Source organism: Kitasatospora sp. LaBMicrA B282 (assembly GCF_050325825.1).
Classification (GTDB): domain Bacteria; phylum Actinomycetota; class Actinomycetes; order Streptomycetales; family Streptomycetaceae; genus Kitasatospora.
The window spans coordinates 53,731-68,426 of record NZ_JBNQTI010000012.1 but is presented as its reverse complement, the minus strand read 5'-3'; the positions used below and the strand labels follow the sequence as shown (position 1 = coordinate 68,426).

Here is a 14,696-nt window from a genome sequence, read left to right as displayed (position 1 = left end):
CCCCGTCACCCAGAAGGGATCGATCGACCATGCACGTCCACTCCGCCAAGCAGGGGTTAGGCGCCGGCCTGGCCACCGTCCTGCTGCTGGTCGGCGTCGCCGCCTTCGCCGGCGGCAACCCGGCCGCCGCCGACCCGAACAGCACCACCCCCGTCAGCGCCGGGCCCGCCACCTTCACCCAGGCCGTGCCGACCGGCCAACCCTCGCAGTACGACACGCCGTTGGAGCGGTGCGCCAACGGCGTCAACCACCCGATCAGCGGCCCCGACCCGATCCTCGGCGAGCCGCTGACCACCCAGTTCACCAGCAACGTCGGCCTGTCCGAGTACGTGACCTTCAGCGGCAACCAGTACTACGGCGACTGGCAGTTCGTCTTCACCAACACCTCCTCGCAGACCCTCGCCACCGACTGCGCGCTGCTGATCTTCCGCGCGCCGTCCGGCTCCGACGACCACAGCTACAGCGCCACCCAGCAGTACGGCCACCCCCAGCAGGACTACCTGGAGGTGCCGCGCGGCGACGGGACCTCCTTCTACATCGCCCGCCTCGGCTTCCACGACGTGCCACTGGCGCAGCGGCAGGTCGCCCCGGGCCAGTCCTTCACCTACACCCTCGGCGGCGCCCCGAACCCCGCGATCACCCTCGAGCAGATGCGCGACTCGCTGAAGTTCAGCGCCGACCTCGATCTGACGGCCAACCAGTCGTTGATCGAGCACTACGGGACCAACCGGCTGACGAACTGACGACTCGTCAGTCCTGCTGACCCGGTGGTCGGGTCGGGGTACCGGGGAGGCCTCGACCCGACCACCGCCGCCGGCCCGGCCAGCCCGGTACGTCCGGCATGTCCGGCCCGGCACGGCCTGGCCCGGTTCCGACGTGGAGGCCGCCTTGCGCCGAACCTCGCTCCACCCTGCCCCCGCCCTCCTGCTGACCGCCGCCGCCCTGGTCACCCTCACCGCCGGGTGCTCAGCCGGTCCCGCGCACTCCGGCACCGCGACAACGCCCCAGCCGCGCCAGGCCACGGCGGTCGCCACCGAGGAGTTCGGCCTGCTCGCCGGCGGCGGCTGGGCGCAGGCCTGGAGCCTCTGGGATCCGGGCGCCCGCCAGACCATCACCCAGGCCGACTTCGTCCGCCTCAACACCGAGTGCCGCCCCGCCCTCGGCACCCCGTACGTCATCGACCGGAGCGCCACGCTGGACGCGACCACCGTGCAGGTCGACTGGCACCGGGCGGCCACCGCGACCGGCGCGGGCACCGGTACCAGCACCGGCGCCTCCGGCAGCAACACCGTGCGCTACCAAGGCGGCCGGTGGACCTTCGTGCCCGACCCGGCGACCCTGGCGGGCTACCGGCTCGGCGTCGACCGGCTGGTGCAGCAGCGACGGGCCGCGGGCGCATGCCACTGACCACCCGCCGCCCCCGACCGCGCCGCCGCACCCTCGCCCTGTCCCTCGCCGCCGCGCTGGCGCTCGGCCTGCTGCTCGCCGCAGCCGGTCCGGCCGCCGCGCACGCCGCCCTGCGCTCCGCCACGCCCGCGAACGGCGCCGTGCTCGGCAGCGAGCCGCGGCAGGTGCAGCTGGCCTTCTCGGAACGGGTGCTGCCGGACCTGAGTGCCGTCCGGGTAGTCGGCCCCGACGGTCGCCGCGTCGACAGCACCGCCCCGCCGAGCGCCGACCCCGCCGGCGACACCCTCACCGTCCCCCTCCGCCCCGACCCGGACCAGGGCACCTTCGTCCTCAGCTGGCGGGTCACGGCCTCCGGCGACGGGCACACCACCACCGGCTCGCTCACCTTCTCGGTGGGCGCCCCCAGCCGCACCGCCGCCCAGGACGCCGGCGGCCCGGACCGGGTCACCGACGCGGTCCTCGACCTCGCGCTCTGGCTGGGCCTGGCCGGCCTGGCCCTGCTGGTCGGCTCGACCGCGGTCCGCCTGTGCTGCCTGCCCCCCACCGCCCCGCCCGCCGCGACCGACCTCCGTGGGCCCGCCACCCTCGGCTGGACCGCCCTGCTGCTCGGCACGCTGCTCCAGCTCTTCGCCTACGGCCCCGACACCCGCGGCGACTCGCTCGCCCACCTCGCCGACCGCTCACTGCTGGCCGCCACCCTCCCCACCCACCAGGGCAAGCTGCTGGTCGCCCGGATCCTGCTGCTCGCGCTGACCGCCTCGGTGAGCGGCCTGCTCGCCCGCCGCACCGCCACCGCCACCGTGCTCGCCACCGCGCTGGCCCTGCTGCTCGCCCTCACCTGGAGCGGGAGCAGCCACGCCACCGACGGCACCCTGGTCCCGCTCGCGCTGCTCGCCACCACCCTGCACGTCACCGCGATGGCCGTCTGGGCGGGCGGGCTGGCCACCCTGGCCGTGCTGCTCACCCGCCTGCCGGCCGCGGACCTGCTCCCGGTCACCGCCCGCTTCTCCCGGCTCGCCCTGGCCGCGGTGGCCCTGCTCGTCGTCACCGGCACCTACCAGGCCTGCCGCGAGCTCGGCAGCCCAGCCGCGCTGACCGGCACCGGCTTCGGCCTCCTGCTGCTGCTCAAGACCGGCCTGCTGACCCTGGTCCTCGCGGTCGCGGCGACCAGCCGCTCCCGCCGCTCCCGTGGATATGACATCGCCCACGCCCGCCGCACCGTCCTGCTCGAACTCGGCGGCGTCACCGCGATCCTGATCGTCACCGTCCTGCTGCTCGCCAGCACCCCGGCCACCGGCTGACCGCCGCCCGGCTGCCGCCCACCACCGGCTCCTGTTACGCTTTCGCCGCTGCTCACATATCGGATATGACGTCAGGCAAGACCTGCTACGGGGGGAACGAGCATGGTCGAGGCACCGACGTACCCGACCGACAGCGCAGGCGAGGCCGGATCGTGGGCCGCGAACGCCCGACTCGGCGACGCACCGCTGGGCCTCGCCCTGGCCGCCGTCGAAGGGTCCGTCTATCTCATGATGCGGTTCTGCGTCGGCCTCGAGTCCTGGTGCGACGGCAACCGCCTCGCCGCGGACCCCGGTTGGGCCGCCGCGCTGAGCGCCAGGACCCATGCGCAGGTCGCCCACTGGACCCTCGGACTGGCCCTCGCCGCGCTGGCCGTCGCCGCCCTCGCGGCCTGGCAACGTGCGGGGCGGGCGGCCGGCCTGCAGCTGGCGGCGGCCCTGGTGTTCGTCCTGCTGCTCGGCGCCGTGCCGCCGGCGAACCAGGCGGGGACCGCGCCGGGTGCACCGCAGCGCAGTGCGACGGTGACCTCCCCGGCCGGTCGCACCTGACCGGGAATTCGGCGGCCCGCCCCGCCGCCGGGTGCTTGAATGCGGGGATGCACTCAGCTCCCGGCGTCGACATTCCCGGCCTCCAGGTCCTGCGCGTGTTCACCGCCCCGGACGGGCGGTTCGGCAACGCCCTGGGCGTCGTCCGCGAGGGCGCCACCGTGCCCGAGGTGGCGGCGCGGCAGGCCTTGGCCCGGCGCGCCGGGTTCAGCGAGACCGTCTTCGTCGACGACCCGCAGCGCGGCACCGTCGACATCTACACGCCCGGCGGGCAGCTCCCGTTCGCCGGCCACCCGCTGATCGGCGTCGCCCACCTGCTGCGCTGCACCGAACTGCGGCTCCCGGTGGGCACCGTGGGCGCCCGCCACGAGTCCGACCGCACCTGGATCACCGCCCGCCCCGAGTGGGCCCCGCCGCGGACGCTGCGCCGCCACGCCGACGCCGCGGAGGTCGAGGCGCTGGCCGTCCCCGCCCCGGGCGAGTGGATCTACGCCTGGGCCTGGGAGGACGAGCAGCTCGGCCGGGTCCGCGCCCGCGGCTTCCCCGGCCGCGGTGACGGCATCGACGAGGACGAGGCCACCGGCGCCGCCGCCCTGCTGCTCACCCACGCCCTCGGCCGGCCGCTGACGATCACCCAGGGCAGCGGCTCGGTGATCCACACGGCACCGCGGGCCGACGGCTCGATCGAGATCGGCGGCCGGGTGACCGTCCCGGAGTCCCCCGCGGCGGACGCGTGACCGGCCACCCAGAGGCCGCCCCGCCGACCATGCTCTGCGTGCTCGGCCCGCCGGCCGTCGGCAAGATGACGGTGGGTCAGGAGATCGCCGACCGCACCGGGCTGCGACTGTTCCACAACCACCTGACCATCGAACCGGTGCTACGGTTCTTCGAGTTCGGCAGTCCGCCGTTCCGCCGGCTGGTCGACGGCTTCCGGCAACAGCTGATCGAGGAGGTCGCCGCAAGCGACCTGCCCGGGCTGGTCTTCACCTTCGTCCGGGCCTTCGACCGCCCCGAGGACCAGCGCGCCCTGGAGGAGTACACCGAGCCGTTCCGCCGCCGCGGCGGGCGGGTGCGCTTCCTGGAGCTGGCGGCGGACCAGCAGGCTCGCCTCCGTCGCAACGAGAGCCCGTCCCGGCTCGCCGAGAAGCCGTCCAAGCGGGACGTCGAGCAGTCCCGGCGGATCCTGCTGGACCTGGACGAGCGGCACCGCCTCAACTCGGCCGGGGAGTTCGACCACCGCGAGGACTACCTGCGGCTGGACAACACGCACCTCGAACCGGCGGAGGTCGCCGAGCGCGCCATCGCGCACTTCGGGCTGCGGCGGCGGCTCACCTGACCCGCTCCGCCTCCTCCGCCGCCGCCAGCAGCTCGGTGACGATCTCGATCCCCAGCGCGTAGGCCGGCGCCCCCGCGGTGATCAGTGCGGTCTCGGCGACCCCGACCAGCTCGGCGAGCCCGGCGCCGGCGTGCAGCGCCCCGCGGGCGTGGATCCGGGCGGGCGCGGGGCGGCCGAGCGCCAGCAGCTGGCCGAAGTGGACGAGCTGCTGCACCCGGGCGCCGAGCGGGCTGTCGGTCAGCACCAGGTGGCGCAGCGCCATGAACGCCTCCTCGGTGGGCAGCCGGTCGAAGGTCCGGGCCACCCGCAGCCGGTCCTCCGCCCCGGGCGGGACCGCGCCGAGCGTGCTGCGGTAGCGGGCGCGCAGGGCCTCGGCGCGCAGTGCCTCGGCGCGCCGGGCGGTGTCGTCCGCCGTCGGGCTCCCACCGGCCGTCGCCTCGCCGCCGGCCGTCAGGTCCTCGCCCGCCATCACGCCACCACCCGCGCCATCGAGGCGCGGACCGCCTCCAGCGCCCCCGTGGGGAAGTCCACCGCCCCGCCGAGCGCCCGCGCCGCCAGCTCCGCCTCGGCGCTCTCCTCGATCGCCGTCACCAGCTGCGCGGCGCCCTGCGGATCGGCGCCGAAGACCAGCAGCCCGTGGTTGGCCAACAGCACCGCGGCCGTCGTCGGGCGCTGCTCCAGCACCGCGGCGATGCCCCGGACCGAGACGTCGGACCCGCGCGGCCCCCAGGGCACCACGGGCACCTCCTCGGCCTGCCCGAAGCGCAGCATCGGCTCGGTGCGGCACGGCAGCGGCCGGTGGGCCACCGCGAAGGCGGTCGCCGCGGGCGAGTGGGTGTGGATCACCGCCCCCACCTGCGGGCGGGCCCGGTAGACGATGCTGTGCATGGCGATGATCTCGGCACCGGCCGCGCGGAGTTGGCCGTCCACCACCTCGCCGTCGAAGTTCAGCGTCGCCATCTCGTCGGCCTTCAAGTCACGCACCCACCCCGGGGAGAGCAGGAACCGCTCGCCGTCCAGCCGTGCACTCAGGTTGGCGTGCCCGGAGTGCGACATCACCCCGGCGACGAAGAGCTGCCGGGCGGCGGCGACGAGCTCATCGGCCGTGCCCGCTTCACGTGTATCGGTCATCACGGAGTCTCCCTGTTCTCCTCGCCGGCGGCTCGGTGTTGCGCCGCCGGCCCACTGCTGGAAGCCTCCGACTTGAACCATGGTTGAAGTCAAGCGTCCGAGTGGTTGCGCAGGAGAACAGGAGGAACGCGGTGCTGATGACCATCGGCCGGCTCGCCGAACTCACCGGTGTGCCGGCCTCGGCCATCCGATACTGGGAGCGGCACGGCCTGCTCCCGGCCCCCGAACGCCAGGGCGGCCAGCGCCGCTACCCACCGGAGGCCGCCGAGCGGATCGTGCTGCTGCGCAAGTGCCAGCAGGCCGGCCTGACCCTGGCCCAGATCCGTGAGTTCCAGGAGGACCAGCCGCGCCGGGCGGCGATGATCCGCACCAAGCTCGTCGAGATCGAACAGCTGATGGTCGACCTCGACCACGCCCACCAGTTGATGACCCACGCCCTCCGGTGCAGCAAGCAGGACATCCTCGCCTGCCCGACCTTCCGCGCCCAGATGGCGACCTGGCGGCAGCCCGGCTGACGCCGACTGTCAGTGGTCACCGGCAAACTGATGCCCGATCACAGCGCCACGACGACACGGACAGGTGGTACACAGTCATGACCGCACCGGTGAAGGGTCCCGCCAGCTACTTCCCCTCGATCGAGGCGAAGTACGGCCGTCCCGTCGCAGAGTGGCAGGAGCTCATCCGCACCTCGCCGCTGACCAAGCACATGGAGTTGGTCGCCTGGCTCAAGACCGAGCACAGCCTGGGCCACGGCCACGCCAACGCGCTGGTCGCCCACACCCTCGCCGCGGGCAAGGCCGCGTAGCGAGTGGTCAGCGCGCACCCATGAGGCTCGCCGGATCCCCGTGGTAGAAGGCGTGGAAGTCGATGGCGGCGACGTACTGGTGTCCCGTCTTGGCGAAGTCGGGCGCGAGCACCGGCTGCCAGGTGAGGTAGACGTCCGGACTACCGGCCTTGCCGTCGGAGCCCACGCCGGCCAACCACGGCTGATCGTCCTTGCTGTCGGGCGCGTGCGGGGGACCTGGCAGCCGGCCGACCTCGACCGACAACGTGACGCCCGGCCCGGTGGCGCTCCGGCGGTAGTCGGCCCCCACCGTGAACCGCTGCGCCGCTGCCGCCTGCGCTGCGGCTTCAGGATCGACGCCGGGCAATGGCTGGTGCGCCGCGTTGAACTGCGCAGCGAGCCCCTGTGTCGGTCCGGTGCTCCAGCCCAGCGCGGCAACAGTCTGGTCGAGCTCGGTCAGGCGCTGCTGGAGGTCGCCGTCGAAGCCGACGTAGGCCACGGCGACTCGTCGGCAGACGACCGGCGACCAGGAGTCACTGCCGCCGAAGCTCCCGCTGAACCTTTCGTCGGACTCGCAGAAGTCCACCAGGGACGAGGCGAGCGGTTCCGCCCAGGGCAGTTGGGCGCGAAGTTGCGGAAGTTGGCTGTCCATCAGCGCCGTGACCTGCTGGTCGGCCGCCCGGACCGCCGGAGCGTAGGCCACGGCCTTGACGTTCGGCGGGTCGGGATGCCCCCGCTCGTAGAGTGACCAGAAGCCCCACCCGATCCAGGCCACGAACACCGCCACCAGCGCGATGATCGCGGTCGCCACCCGCGACGGCGCCGCCGCGTCGAGCGCCGTGCGCGCGGGCAGCGTGTTGCGAGTTCCGTGCATGCCGCATCCCCCCGTGAAGCTCCCCCGTCGGCCACGCGTCCTCATCTTGCACGGGCTGTCACGCCGCCGAGAACACCGTTACGGCGTAGGTGCCGCAACGGTTCGGTACCGGCGCCTCGGGCACCTGAGGATCAGCATCATGCCGCCGTCCTGTCACAGGCGGGACTCACCAGATCAGCACACCGCCCGCGGCCTGCTCCGCCCGCGCGCAGGCGTGTTCGATGTTCCGCAGCCGAGCCGAGATCTGCTGGACGGACCGGTCGAGCGGCTTCGCGGAGTCCGCGGCGCGGGCCACCAGTTCGAGGTTGGCGCGGAGCAGGGCGCACTCATCCAGGAAGGCCGGGACCTGGTCCGGTGCCACGGCGAGCTGATCTCCGGTGGCCAGCACCGGGAAGAAGCGCGCCCCGAGCGAGCGGACGGTCTCCGACCCCCACACGATGGTGCGCCATCGCTCGGGGCCCGCGAGGTCGGACGCGCCCACGGGGACGTCCAGGACCTTCAGCCGGCCGCCCTGATCGACGAGGAACACATCCACGGACAAACTCATCGCGCGTCAGAGGAGGTGGTCCGCGGCGCCGGCCTTGATGGCGAGGATGAGGGCGCGGAGGGAGGGGAGGGTGTCGGTGAGGGGGTGGTCTTCCTGACCGGCGACGGCAATGTAGGCGTTGCCGTCGAGGTCGGTGCCGAGGCGGAAGCAGCTGTTGCCTTCAGAGCAGAAGGGATCTTCCCAAGTGATCGGGGACATGGTCGCCCTCCGGGAGTGAGTGCCGGGGCGACGGAGACCCATCGCCCCGGCGGCATCAGGGACTAGAGGAGATGGTCGGCCTTACCCGCCTTGATGTCGAGGATGAGCGCACGGAGGGCGTCGACCGAGTCGGTGATCGGGCGGTGCTCCTGGCCGGCGACCGCGATATAGGCGTTGCCGGCCATGTCCTTGCCGAAGCGAAAGCAGTTGTTTCCCTCCGCACAGAAGGGATCCTCCCAAGCAATGTGCGACATCCGTACTCCTCAAAGCTCACGTGCGATGCTGTGGATGAACTCTCGTGACTCTTCAGGCGGCAGAGCCACCTCTGACATCCAAGCAAGGTGCATCCGATACTTCGCCAGCTGGGCCTCCGCATGCGTGAACACCGGCCCGTGAGCCGAGTCCAGTTGCACGGTATCGAGCTGCGGCACGACACCCTCGGCGTAGAGCAGGGCATGCCCCGCGCCCGGAAAGGCTCCGCACTCCACGGTCAGGACACGCAGAGTGATGTTCTCTCGCGTTGACACCTCACACAGGTATTCAAGCTGAGCACGAGTCACCTGACGGCCGCCGAACTGCATGCGAAGTGCGGCCTCATGGATGTAACCGACATAGGGAAGTGGCTTGTCCCGCTCAAGCACACGCTGTCGCTCCAAGCGATTGTTCACTCGAAGCTCGACCTCCAGCCGGGACATCGGCGGCAGACCCGCCCCGAACACGGCCCGTGCATAGTCTTCGCTCTGGAGAAGACCCGGCAAGTGCACGGCCTGCCAGGTCTGCACACGCGCCGCGTGCCACTCCACTTCGGCAATATCGAGCAGTCCCGACGGCAGGGTTCCTCGGTACTCCTCCCACCACCCGCTCTCCTTGCTGTCAGCCATGTCGACCAAAGCGTCGACGTACACCGGTTCCATGCACGCATAGTTGCTGGTCAGGGTCCGAACCCGCTCCGCTGTGATCGCTCGGACGCCTGACTCCATGTTGGAGATCTTCGTGCGGTCAAGTCCCAGCAGACCAGCCGCATAGTCGGTAGTGACCCCGGCAGCGAGGCGGAGCTTTCGCAGTTCAGCGCCAAGCCGTCGCTGGCGCTCCGTGGGGACAGATCGAGTCGGCATGCCGTCCTCTCAAGCTGAGTTGACACCAAGTCTGCCCCTGTTGGCGAACCTGGTCCAACTCGAAAGTGGCAATTGCCACCGAAGTGGTGGCACCCTAGCAGCCGATCCGCTAGCTTGAAGTAGCAGGGCCATCACGGTCAGCAATAGCCCCGTCGTGCCCCCGGGCATCACCCTGCTCGCCCACTCACCGCACCCCCGCGAGGAGTCAGCCATGCCTGAAATCCCGCTTCCCACCCTCACCCCCACCCACCGCACGCGCCCCACCACCCTCACCACCCCCACGCCCGCCATCCCCCGGCTGTGGCGGTTCCCGGCCGAACTCGCTTCCGTCGCCCGGGCGCGCGCCGCGCTCCAGGCCGCGCTCCGGGGCGCACCCACGCCCCTCCACTCCCCGCAACTCTCCTACGAGCTGCGCCTGATCGCTTCCGAGCTGGTCACCAACGCGATCCGGCACGGGTGCCACCCGGACCCCGTGCGCGCTGCCGAGGAGAACATCGAGCTCCTCTTCTGGACCGCCGACGGCCACCACTGGCTGGCCGTCTCCGACCCGGGCTCCGGCCGACCGGCCCTCGCGGCCACCGCCGACACCCGCGACCCGCTGGCCTGCGGCGGGCGCGGCCTGGTCCTGGTGGAGGCGCTCAGCGACATCTGGGCGGTCGTCCCGCGCCCGACCCGCGGAAAGACCGTCGTCGCCGGGATCCGACTGGGCCTCAGCTGACGTCCTCCTCAACGCGCGGCGGCTGCCCCGCCAGGAGGGGACGGGGCAGCGGCCCGAACGAGCGCCTCCACCGCCCGCACCGGCCCACCGCGGCCCCTGAGGACGATCAGGTGTCAGGTGACGGAAGAGCTGGGGCGCTCCACCAAAACAACGTCACGCCAACGGCCCTGATGGCGGCCCAGGCGCTCGCGGGTTCCGACGACCCGGAAGCCGGCCCTGGCGTGCAGGGCGAGGCTGGCGGTGTTCTCGGGGAAGATGCCCGACTGGACGGTCCAGATCCCGGCGGCGTCGGTGGAGTCCAGCAACGCCAGCAGCAGGGCCAGACCCACGCCCCGGCCCCGGGCGTCGGGGTGCACGTAGACGGAGTGCTCGACCACCCCGGCGTAGGCGCACCGGTCCGAGACCGGCGAGACGGCGGCCCAGCCCAGCACCCGGCCGACGCCGTCGGCACCGGAACCGACGGCTACCAGACGGTGCTCGGCGAGCCGGGAGGCGTCGAAGGCCTCCCAGGTCGGGGCAGTGGTCTCGAAGGTGGCGTCGCCGCCGTCGATCCCGGCCTGGTAGATCGCCAGCACCTGCTCGGCGTGCCGGGGCAGCATCCCGGTGACGGTCACCGCGGCAGCGCTCACGCGGCGGCCTCGATGCCGAGCTCGGCGAGCAGGTGCCGGATGCGCTGCTCGATCTGGTCGCGGATCGGCCGAACGGCGTCCACGCCCTGACCGGCCGGGTCGTCCAGCTTCCAGTCCAGGTACCGCTTGCCGGGGAAGTACGGGCAGGCGTCGCCGCAGCCCATGGTGATCACCACGTCGGACGCCTGCACCGCCTCGATGGTGAGCACCTTCGGGGTCTCGGCGGAGATGTCGATGCCGACCTCGCGCATCGCCTCGACCACGGCCGGGTTCACGGTGTCGGCGGGGGCGGAGCCGGCAGAGCGGGCCTCGACCCGCTCGCCACCGAGGTGGCTGAGGAAGGCGGCGGCCATCTGGGAGCGACCGGCGTTGTGGACGCAGACGAACAGCACGGACGGGACGGCGGCGGGAGCGCTCACGGGTTCTTCCGTCCGGTGACCCCGGCGGCCGGGGTCTCCAGCAGCGCGGACAGCTTGGCCAGCGCGGCCGGCAGCACCCAGTAGTAGACCCAGGTGCCACGCCGCTCCGAGCCCACCAGCCCGGCCTCGCGCAGCACCTTCAAGTGGTGCGAGATCGTGGGCTGGGACACGTCGAACGGGCCGGTCAGGTCACAGACGCACGCCTCGCCGCCCTCGTGCGAGGCGATCAGCGACAGCAGCCGCAGCCGCACCGGGTCCGACAGCGCCTTGAACATCCGCGCCAGGTCGACGGCGGCCTCCTCGCCCAGCGGTTCGCGGACCAGCGGTGAGCAGCACACCACGGCGTCGTCCTGCCCGAGGACGGCCAGCTCTGAATTCGACATACGTCTATATTGACCCCCGTCTAATCATGGAGGCAAGCTTGCTGTATCGACAGATGTCGAAACAGCACCTCGGATCAGGGAGACCGCCATGTCCCGTGTCCAGCTCGCCCTGCGCGTCGCCGACCTCGAAGGCTCCATCGCCTTCTACACCAAGCTCTTCGGCACCGAGCCCGCCAAGCGCCGCCCCGGCTACGCGAACTTCGCCATCGCGGAGCCCCCGCTCAAGCTCGTCCTGATCGAGGGCGAGCCCGGCGAGGACACCCGCCTGGACCACCTCGGCGTCGAGGTCGCCGCCACCGAGCAGGTCACCGCCACCACCACCCGCCTCCAGGACGCCGGCCTGGCCACCTTCGAGGAGAGGGACGCCTCCTGCTGCTACGCGCTCCAGGACAAGGTGTGGGTGCACGGCCCGGGCCGGGAGCCCTGGGAGGTCTACGTGGTCAGGGCCGACGCCGACACCCTCGGCAGGAGCGCCGACAGCACGCCGGACGCCTGCTGCGCCACCACCGCCTGCTGCACCCCGGAGGAGCAGGCCATCGACCCGACCCGCACCGCGGCGGAGGCGAAGGCAGCCGCCGACTGCGCGTGCGGCGGCTGACGGCGGCGAACCGGCCCGCGATCGCAGCCGCAGTGCCGACTTGACGACGTGTCACATGCCGGTCCGCAAAGCAGCCGCCCGCCGACCTCGGCAGACACGTCGACGGAACTCAACGGTCAGTCCCCTTCCCAGCCCGGATCCACGCCGCCGGCCGCCACGTCCTGACCACAGCACCGATGGTCGAACCTCGCCAACCGCCCGCCCGAGCTGCCAGAGTAGGCACCGACTTGCTACCTGGTCGGGGGGACTGGATGACAGTGGGGGACGGCACGGACCTGGTCACGGCCGTGGTGCAGGCGCTGGCCCGGTCGGCGACCGGCGCCACCGGCGCGCCGCTCGGGCCGGACCTGGTGGCCCGGCTGCGGGAGCGGCTGTTCCGCACCGGGGCAGGCGCCTGGGCGCTCGGTCAGGTCGAGGCGGCGCCGGAGAGCGAGCCGGCCCGGGCACACCTCGCCGACGCGGTGCGGGCGTTGCTGGCCACCGAACCCGAGCTCGCGCAACAGGTGCAGGCCGGGCTGGCCGCAGCCGGCCAGATCCCGACCCCACTCGGCGTCGGCGGCGACCACCTGGCCAACGCGCCCCGGCGGAACCGGATCGGCACGGTGGTCGGCGTCCTGGTCGTGCTGGCGGGCCTGATCGCCCTCGGGCTGCACTTCGGCGGCCACGGCGGCGCTCAGCCCGGGCGGCCGAACGCCGGCCAGGGCGGCGGCGTGCTGCCCGATCCCGCCCGGGCGCAGAGCGTACTGCCCGACCTCCAGGCGCTCCCCGCCGGCTGGCAGCTGCAGGACGGCCCCACCTCGACCACGGCCCTCCCGGCCTGCGCCGCCGCGGCCACCGATCTGTCGACCGCACTCTGCGACGGGCTGTACGGCTACGCCAACGAGTCGTTCACGGACGGCAACGGCACCGAGGTGGACTTCGGCATCTACACGGGCCGGTCCGCCGGGTGGGCGAGCACCGCGTACGACCGGCTCACCGGCCTGGCCGGCAAGGCCGGCACCCGCCGGCTGACGCCCCTGCCGGGCCTCGGCGACCGCGCGAGCACCGGGGAGGACGACCAGGGCGGCGGCGTGATCGTCCAGTTCGGGAGCACGTTGCTGGTCGTCTCGGAGCAGCCGCAGGACTCCGCCACCGGCTGGGACCACAGCAACGGGATCGCTCTGGCCCGGATGTTCGTCAACCGCACCCAGCAGGCACTGGACGGGCGGACGCCCACTGCCGGGATGCCACGGTGAGCGTCACCGCCACCAGCGCCAGCACGGCCACCGCCAGGTTCAGGTGGTGCGGGAACACCCCCGCGTCCACCACGTGCCCGTCGCCGACCACGCACCCGAACCGCAGCGGCACGAAGGAGGGGTCGTAGCCGGCCACCTGGTCGGAGCCGGTCGCCGCCCGGCAGACCCGGGCCTGCGCCTGGTCGTCGAGGAAGAGCGCCCGTTCCAGCCCCCAGCTGTACAGCGCCACCGCCGCGCCCCAGGCCAGCGAGGCGGCGGAGTCGAGCAGCGGCTGCCGCTCCCGGGCCCGGCTCAGCCGCCAGGCCCCGGATCCCAGCAGCCAGCCGCCGACCAGCACCCCGACCGGCAGCAGCACCAGCACCACCAGGTCGTCGAAGCTGCGGTAAGCCCCGTCCCCGGTCACCCTGTTCCCCCGATCCTCGCCCGACCGCCCCATCCTCGCCCGCCACGCTCCCCCGTGCCCTCCCCCCGGGGCACGAACCCACCCCCGCCGACCAGCGGGTAGATTCCCGTCATGCCCCGTCACCAGGTCGTCGCGCTGCTCAACGACCCGCAGTCGCTCTTCGAACTCGCCTGCGCCGCCGAGGCCTTCGGCACCGAGCGGCCGGGGCTGCCGTCCCACTACGAGCTGCGGCTGTGCACCCGGAACCCGGGGCCGGTGGCAACCACCCTCGGGGCACCGCTGCTGGTGACCGCCGGGCTGGAGGCGCTCGACGCGGCGGACACCGTGGTCGTCCCGGGCTGGCAGCCGGCCGGCGCCCCGGTGCCGGAACCGGTGCTCGCCGCCCTGCGTGCCGCGCACCGGCGCGGGGCCAGGATCGTGTCGATCTGCACCGGGGCGTTCGTCCTCGCCCAGGCCGGCCTGCTGGACGGCCGCCGCGCCACCACGCACTGGAACCGCACCGCCCAACTCGCCGCCGCCTTCCCCACCGTGCAGGTGGAGCAGGACGTCCTGTACGTGGACCTGGCGGACGTGGCGACCAGCGCGGGCTCCGGCGCGGGCGTCGACCTGTGCCTGCACCTGATCCGCCGCGACCACGGCGCCGCCTACGCCGCCCAGGTGGCCCGGCACATGGTGCTGCCCCCGCATCGCGAGGGCAGCCAACTCCAGTACGCCGCCCGGCCCGTCCCCGCCCGGGCGGACGAGTCCCTGGCGCCGCTGCTGGAGTGGGCCGCCGAGCGGCTGGACACCCGGCTCACCCTCCCGCTGCTCGCCCGCCGCGCCGGGGTCTCCGGGCGCACCCTGGCCCGGCGCTTCACCGAGCAACTCGGCGTCAGCCCCGGCCAGTGGCTGTTGCAGCGGCGGATCGACGCGGCCCGGGTGCTGCTGGAGCAGACCGACCTGCCGGTGGAGGCGATCGCCGGCAAGGTCGGCCTCGCCTCGGCCGTCAACCTGCGCCGCCGCTTCCACACAGCGCTGGGCACCACGCCTGGGGCCTACCGCCGCACCTTCGGCGAACGCGGGTAGGGCGGAGCAC

General features: G+C 73.1%; 23 protein-coding genes. 12 read left to right on the top strand and 11 right to left on the bottom strand.

Translation table 11 applies throughout. The features are described from left to right. The first annotated feature begins 29 nt into the window (after positions 1 to 29). The 6 genes from ACQRUO_RS06295 to ACQRUO_RS06270 all read left to right on the top strand — a co-directional run bounded on the left by ACQRUO_RS06295 (position 30) and on the right by ACQRUO_RS06270 (position 4,587). Positions 30 to 743 carry a hypothetical protein gene (locus ACQRUO_RS06295; protein ID WP_428314725.1) on the top strand — a complete coding sequence of 238 codons (714 nt, stop codon included), beginning with the start codon at positions 30 to 32 and terminating at the stop codon, positions 741 to 743. 145 nt (positions 744 to 888) lie between these two features. Next, complete coding sequence (locus ACQRUO_RS06290) at positions 889 to 1,407, top strand: hypothetical protein (protein WP_428314724.1); 519 nt, start codon at positions 889 to 891, stop codon at positions 1,405 to 1,407. Then, positions 1,398 to 2,708 carry a copper resistance protein CopC gene (locus tag ACQRUO_RS06285; protein WP_428314723.1) on the top strand — a complete coding sequence of 437 codons (1,311 nt, stop codon included), beginning with the start codon at positions 1,398 to 1,400 and terminating at the stop codon, positions 2,706 to 2,708. The genes ACQRUO_RS06290 and ACQRUO_RS06285 overlap by 10 nt, the downstream gene beginning before the upstream one ends. A 102-nt stretch (positions 2,709 to 2,810) precedes the next feature. Beyond that, positions 2,811 to 3,254, top strand: a complete 444-nt coding sequence (locus ACQRUO_RS06280) for a hypothetical protein (RefSeq protein WP_428314722.1) — start codon at positions 2,811 to 2,813, stop codon at positions 3,252 to 3,254. 47 nt (positions 3,255 to 3,301) lie between these two features. Then, positions 3,302 to 3,988, top strand: coding sequence for a PhzF family phenazine biosynthesis protein (locus tag ACQRUO_RS06275; protein ID WP_428314721.1), 687 nt, complete (start codon positions 3,302 to 3,304; stop codon positions 3,986 to 3,988). Then, complete coding sequence (locus ACQRUO_RS06270) at positions 3,985 to 4,587, top strand: hypothetical protein (protein ID WP_428314720.1); 603 nt, start codon at positions 3,985 to 3,987, stop codon at positions 4,585 to 4,587. Before ACQRUO_RS06275 ends, ACQRUO_RS06270 begins: the two co-directional genes overlap by 4 nt. Here ACQRUO_RS06270 and ACQRUO_RS06265 read toward each other — a convergent pair. Beyond that, positions 4,580 to 5,056, bottom strand: coding sequence for a carboxymuconolactone decarboxylase family protein (locus ACQRUO_RS06265; RefSeq protein WP_428314719.1), 477 nt, complete (start codon positions 5,054 to 5,056; stop codon positions 4,580 to 4,582). The genes ACQRUO_RS06270 and ACQRUO_RS06265 overlap by 8 nt on opposite strands. Beyond that, positions 5,056 to 5,718 carry a class II aldolase/adducin family protein gene (locus tag ACQRUO_RS06260; protein WP_428314718.1) on the bottom strand — a complete coding sequence of 221 codons (663 nt, stop codon included), beginning with the start codon at positions 5,716 to 5,718 and terminating at the stop codon, positions 5,056 to 5,058. Before ACQRUO_RS06260 ends, ACQRUO_RS06265 begins: the two co-directional genes overlap by 1 nt. A 137-nt stretch (positions 5,719 to 5,855) precedes the next feature. Here ACQRUO_RS06260 and ACQRUO_RS06255 point away from each other — a divergent pair, with 137 nt between their 5' ends. Both ACQRUO_RS06255 and ACQRUO_RS06250 read left to right on the top strand, forming a co-directional pair. Further along, positions 5,856 to 6,233 carry a MerR family transcriptional regulator gene (locus ACQRUO_RS06255; protein WP_428314743.1) on the top strand — a complete coding sequence of 126 codons (378 nt, stop codon included), beginning with the start codon at positions 5,856 to 5,858 and terminating at the stop codon, positions 6,231 to 6,233. Between the two features lie 77 nt (positions 6,234 to 6,310). Then, positions 6,311 to 6,523: a DUF4287 domain-containing protein gene (locus tag ACQRUO_RS06250; RefSeq protein ID WP_428314717.1), complete on the top strand. Its 213-nt coding sequence runs from the start codon at positions 6,311 to 6,313 to the stop codon at positions 6,521 to 6,523. Between the two features lie 7 nt (positions 6,524 to 6,530). On the opposite strand, the gene ACQRUO_RS06245 is transcribed toward ACQRUO_RS06250, so the two are convergent. The 5 genes from ACQRUO_RS06245 to ACQRUO_RS06225 form a co-directional block, all read right to left on the bottom strand. Next, positions 6,531 to 7,376, bottom strand: a complete 846-nt coding sequence (locus tag ACQRUO_RS06245; RefSeq protein WP_428314716.1) for a hypothetical protein — start codon at positions 7,374 to 7,376, stop codon at positions 6,531 to 6,533. 166 nt (positions 7,377 to 7,542) lie between these two features. Continuing rightward, positions 7,543 to 7,911: a hypothetical protein gene (locus ACQRUO_RS06240; RefSeq protein WP_428314715.1), complete on the bottom strand. Its 369-nt coding sequence runs from the start codon at positions 7,909 to 7,911 to the stop codon at positions 7,543 to 7,545. 18 nt (positions 7,912 to 7,929) lie between these two features. Continuing rightward, positions 7,930 to 8,121 (bottom strand): hypothetical protein, encoded by a 192-nt coding sequence (locus ACQRUO_RS06235; protein ID WP_428314714.1) that lies wholly within the window; start codon positions 8,119 to 8,121, stop codon positions 7,930 to 7,932. A gap of 62 nt (positions 8,122 to 8,183) precedes the next feature. Next, on the bottom strand, positions 8,184 to 8,375 hold the full coding sequence (locus ACQRUO_RS06230) for a hypothetical protein (RefSeq protein WP_428314713.1): 192 nt from the start codon (positions 8,373 to 8,375) through the stop codon (positions 8,184 to 8,186). A gap of 9 nt (positions 8,376 to 8,384) precedes the next feature. Further along, complete coding sequence (locus ACQRUO_RS06225; RefSeq protein ID WP_428314712.1) at positions 8,385 to 9,236, bottom strand: helix-turn-helix domain-containing protein; 852 nt, start codon at positions 9,234 to 9,236, stop codon at positions 8,385 to 8,387. A gap of 211 nt (positions 9,237 to 9,447) precedes the next feature. On the opposite strand from ACQRUO_RS06225, the gene ACQRUO_RS06220 reads away from it, so the two are divergent. Next, positions 9,448 to 9,954, top strand: a complete 507-nt coding sequence (locus ACQRUO_RS06220; RefSeq protein WP_428314711.1) for an ATP-binding protein — start codon at positions 9,448 to 9,450, stop codon at positions 9,952 to 9,954. 113 nt (positions 9,955 to 10,067) lie between these two features. Here ACQRUO_RS06220 and ACQRUO_RS06215 read toward each other — a convergent pair whose 3' ends face one another. Genes ACQRUO_RS06215 through ACQRUO_RS06205 form a run of 3 tightly spaced genes read right to left on the bottom strand, consistent with a single transcriptional unit; the run spans position 10,068 to position 11,385 of the window. Next, positions 10,068 to 10,553, bottom strand: a complete 486-nt coding sequence (locus ACQRUO_RS06215; protein WP_428314742.1) for an N-acetyltransferase family protein — start codon at positions 10,551 to 10,553, stop codon at positions 10,068 to 10,070. Between the two features lie 26 nt (positions 10,554 to 10,579). Next, positions 10,580 to 11,002, bottom strand: coding sequence for an arsenate reductase ArsC (locus tag ACQRUO_RS06210; protein ID WP_428314710.1), 423 nt, complete (start codon positions 11,000 to 11,002; stop codon positions 10,580 to 10,582). Further along, on the bottom strand, positions 10,999 to 11,385 hold the full coding sequence (locus ACQRUO_RS06205; RefSeq protein ID WP_428314709.1) for an ArsR/SmtB family transcription factor: 387 nt from the start codon (positions 11,383 to 11,385) through the stop codon (positions 10,999 to 11,001). Before ACQRUO_RS06205 ends, ACQRUO_RS06210 begins: the two co-directional genes overlap by 4 nt. 88 nt (positions 11,386 to 11,473) lie before the next feature. Between ACQRUO_RS06205 and ACQRUO_RS06200 the strand changes: the two genes are divergently transcribed. Beyond that, positions 11,474 to 11,983 carry an ArsI/CadI family heavy metal resistance metalloenzyme gene (locus ACQRUO_RS06200; RefSeq protein ID WP_428314708.1) on the top strand — a complete coding sequence of 170 codons (510 nt, stop codon included), beginning with the start codon at positions 11,474 to 11,476 and terminating at the stop codon, positions 11,981 to 11,983. 251 nt (positions 11,984 to 12,234) lie between these two features. Next, positions 12,235 to 13,218 carry a hypothetical protein gene (locus ACQRUO_RS06195; RefSeq protein WP_428314707.1) on the top strand — a complete coding sequence of 328 codons (984 nt, stop codon included), beginning with the start codon at positions 12,235 to 12,237 and terminating at the stop codon, positions 13,216 to 13,218. Here the strand turns inward: ACQRUO_RS06195 and ACQRUO_RS06190 are convergent. After that, positions 13,160 to 13,621: a hypothetical protein gene (locus ACQRUO_RS06190; protein WP_428314706.1), complete on the bottom strand. Its 462-nt coding sequence runs from the start codon at positions 13,619 to 13,621 to the stop codon at positions 13,160 to 13,162. The genes ACQRUO_RS06195 and ACQRUO_RS06190 overlap by 59 nt on opposite strands. A 111-nt stretch (positions 13,622 to 13,732) precedes the next feature. Between ACQRUO_RS06190 and ACQRUO_RS06185 the strand changes: the two genes are divergently transcribed. Beyond that, positions 13,733 to 14,686 (top strand): helix-turn-helix domain-containing protein, encoded by a 954-nt coding sequence (locus ACQRUO_RS06185; RefSeq protein WP_428314705.1) that lies wholly within the window; start codon positions 13,733 to 13,735, stop codon positions 14,684 to 14,686. Positions 14,687 to 14,696: the final 10 nt, after the last annotated feature.

Coding starts and splice junctions, on each gene's coding strand:
- ACQRUO_RS06280 (WP_428314722.1), top strand. CDS start 2,811: ATGGTCGAGGCACCGACGTACCCGACCGACAGCGCAGGCGAGGCCGGA.
- ACQRUO_RS06195 (WP_428314707.1), top strand. CDS start 12,235: ATGACAGTGGGGGACGGCACGGACCTGGTCACGGCCGTGGTGCAGGCG.
- ACQRUO_RS06225 (WP_428314712.1), bottom strand. CDS start 9,236: ATGCCGACTCGATCTGTCCCCACGGAGCGCCAGCGACGGCTTGGCGCT.
- ACQRUO_RS06260 (WP_428314718.1), bottom strand. CDS start 5,718: ATGACCGATACACGTGAAGCGGGCACGGCCGATGAGCTCGTCGCCGCC.
- ACQRUO_RS06220 (WP_428314711.1), top strand. CDS start 9,448: ATGCCTGAAATCCCGCTTCCCACCCTCACCCCCACCCACCGCACGCGC.
- ACQRUO_RS06295 (WP_428314725.1), top strand. CDS start 30: ATGCACGTCCACTCCGCCAAGCAGGGGTTAGGCGCCGGCCTGGCCACC.
- ACQRUO_RS06285 (WP_428314723.1), top strand. CDS start 1,398: ATGCCACTGACCACCCGCCGCCCCCGACCGCGCCGCCGCACCCTCGCC.
- ACQRUO_RS06245 (WP_428314716.1), bottom strand. CDS start 7,376: ATGCACGGAACTCGCAACACGCTGCCCGCGCGCACGGCGCTCGACGCG.
- ACQRUO_RS06250 (WP_428314717.1), top strand. CDS start 6,311: ATGACCGCACCGGTGAAGGGTCCCGCCAGCTACTTCCCCTCGATCGAG.
- ACQRUO_RS06200 (WP_428314708.1), top strand. CDS start 11,474: ATGTCCCGTGTCCAGCTCGCCCTGCGCGTCGCCGACCTCGAAGGCTCC.
- ACQRUO_RS06265 (WP_428314719.1), bottom strand. CDS start 5,056: ATGGCGGGCGAGGACCTGACGGCCGGCGGCGAGGCGACGGCCGGTGGG.
- ACQRUO_RS06205 (WP_428314709.1), bottom strand. CDS start 11,385: ATGTCGAATTCAGAGCTGGCCGTCCTCGGGCAGGACGACGCCGTGGTG.
- ACQRUO_RS06255 (WP_428314743.1), top strand. CDS start 5,856: ATGACCATCGGCCGGCTCGCCGAACTCACCGGTGTGCCGGCCTCGGCC.
- ACQRUO_RS06185 (WP_428314705.1), top strand. CDS start 13,733: ATGCCCCGTCACCAGGTCGTCGCGCTGCTCAACGACCCGCAGTCGCTC.
- ACQRUO_RS06215 (WP_428314742.1), bottom strand. CDS start 10,553: ATGCTGCCCCGGCACGCCGAGCAGGTGCTGGCGATCTACCAGGCCGGG.
- ACQRUO_RS06275 (WP_428314721.1), top strand. CDS start 3,302: ATGCACTCAGCTCCCGGCGTCGACATTCCCGGCCTCCAGGTCCTGCGC.
- ACQRUO_RS06235 (WP_428314714.1), bottom strand. CDS start 8,121: ATGTCCCCGATCACTTGGGAAGATCCCTTCTGCTCTGAAGGCAACAGC.
- ACQRUO_RS06230 (WP_428314713.1), bottom strand. CDS start 8,375: ATGTCGCACATTGCTTGGGAGGATCCCTTCTGTGCGGAGGGAAACAAC.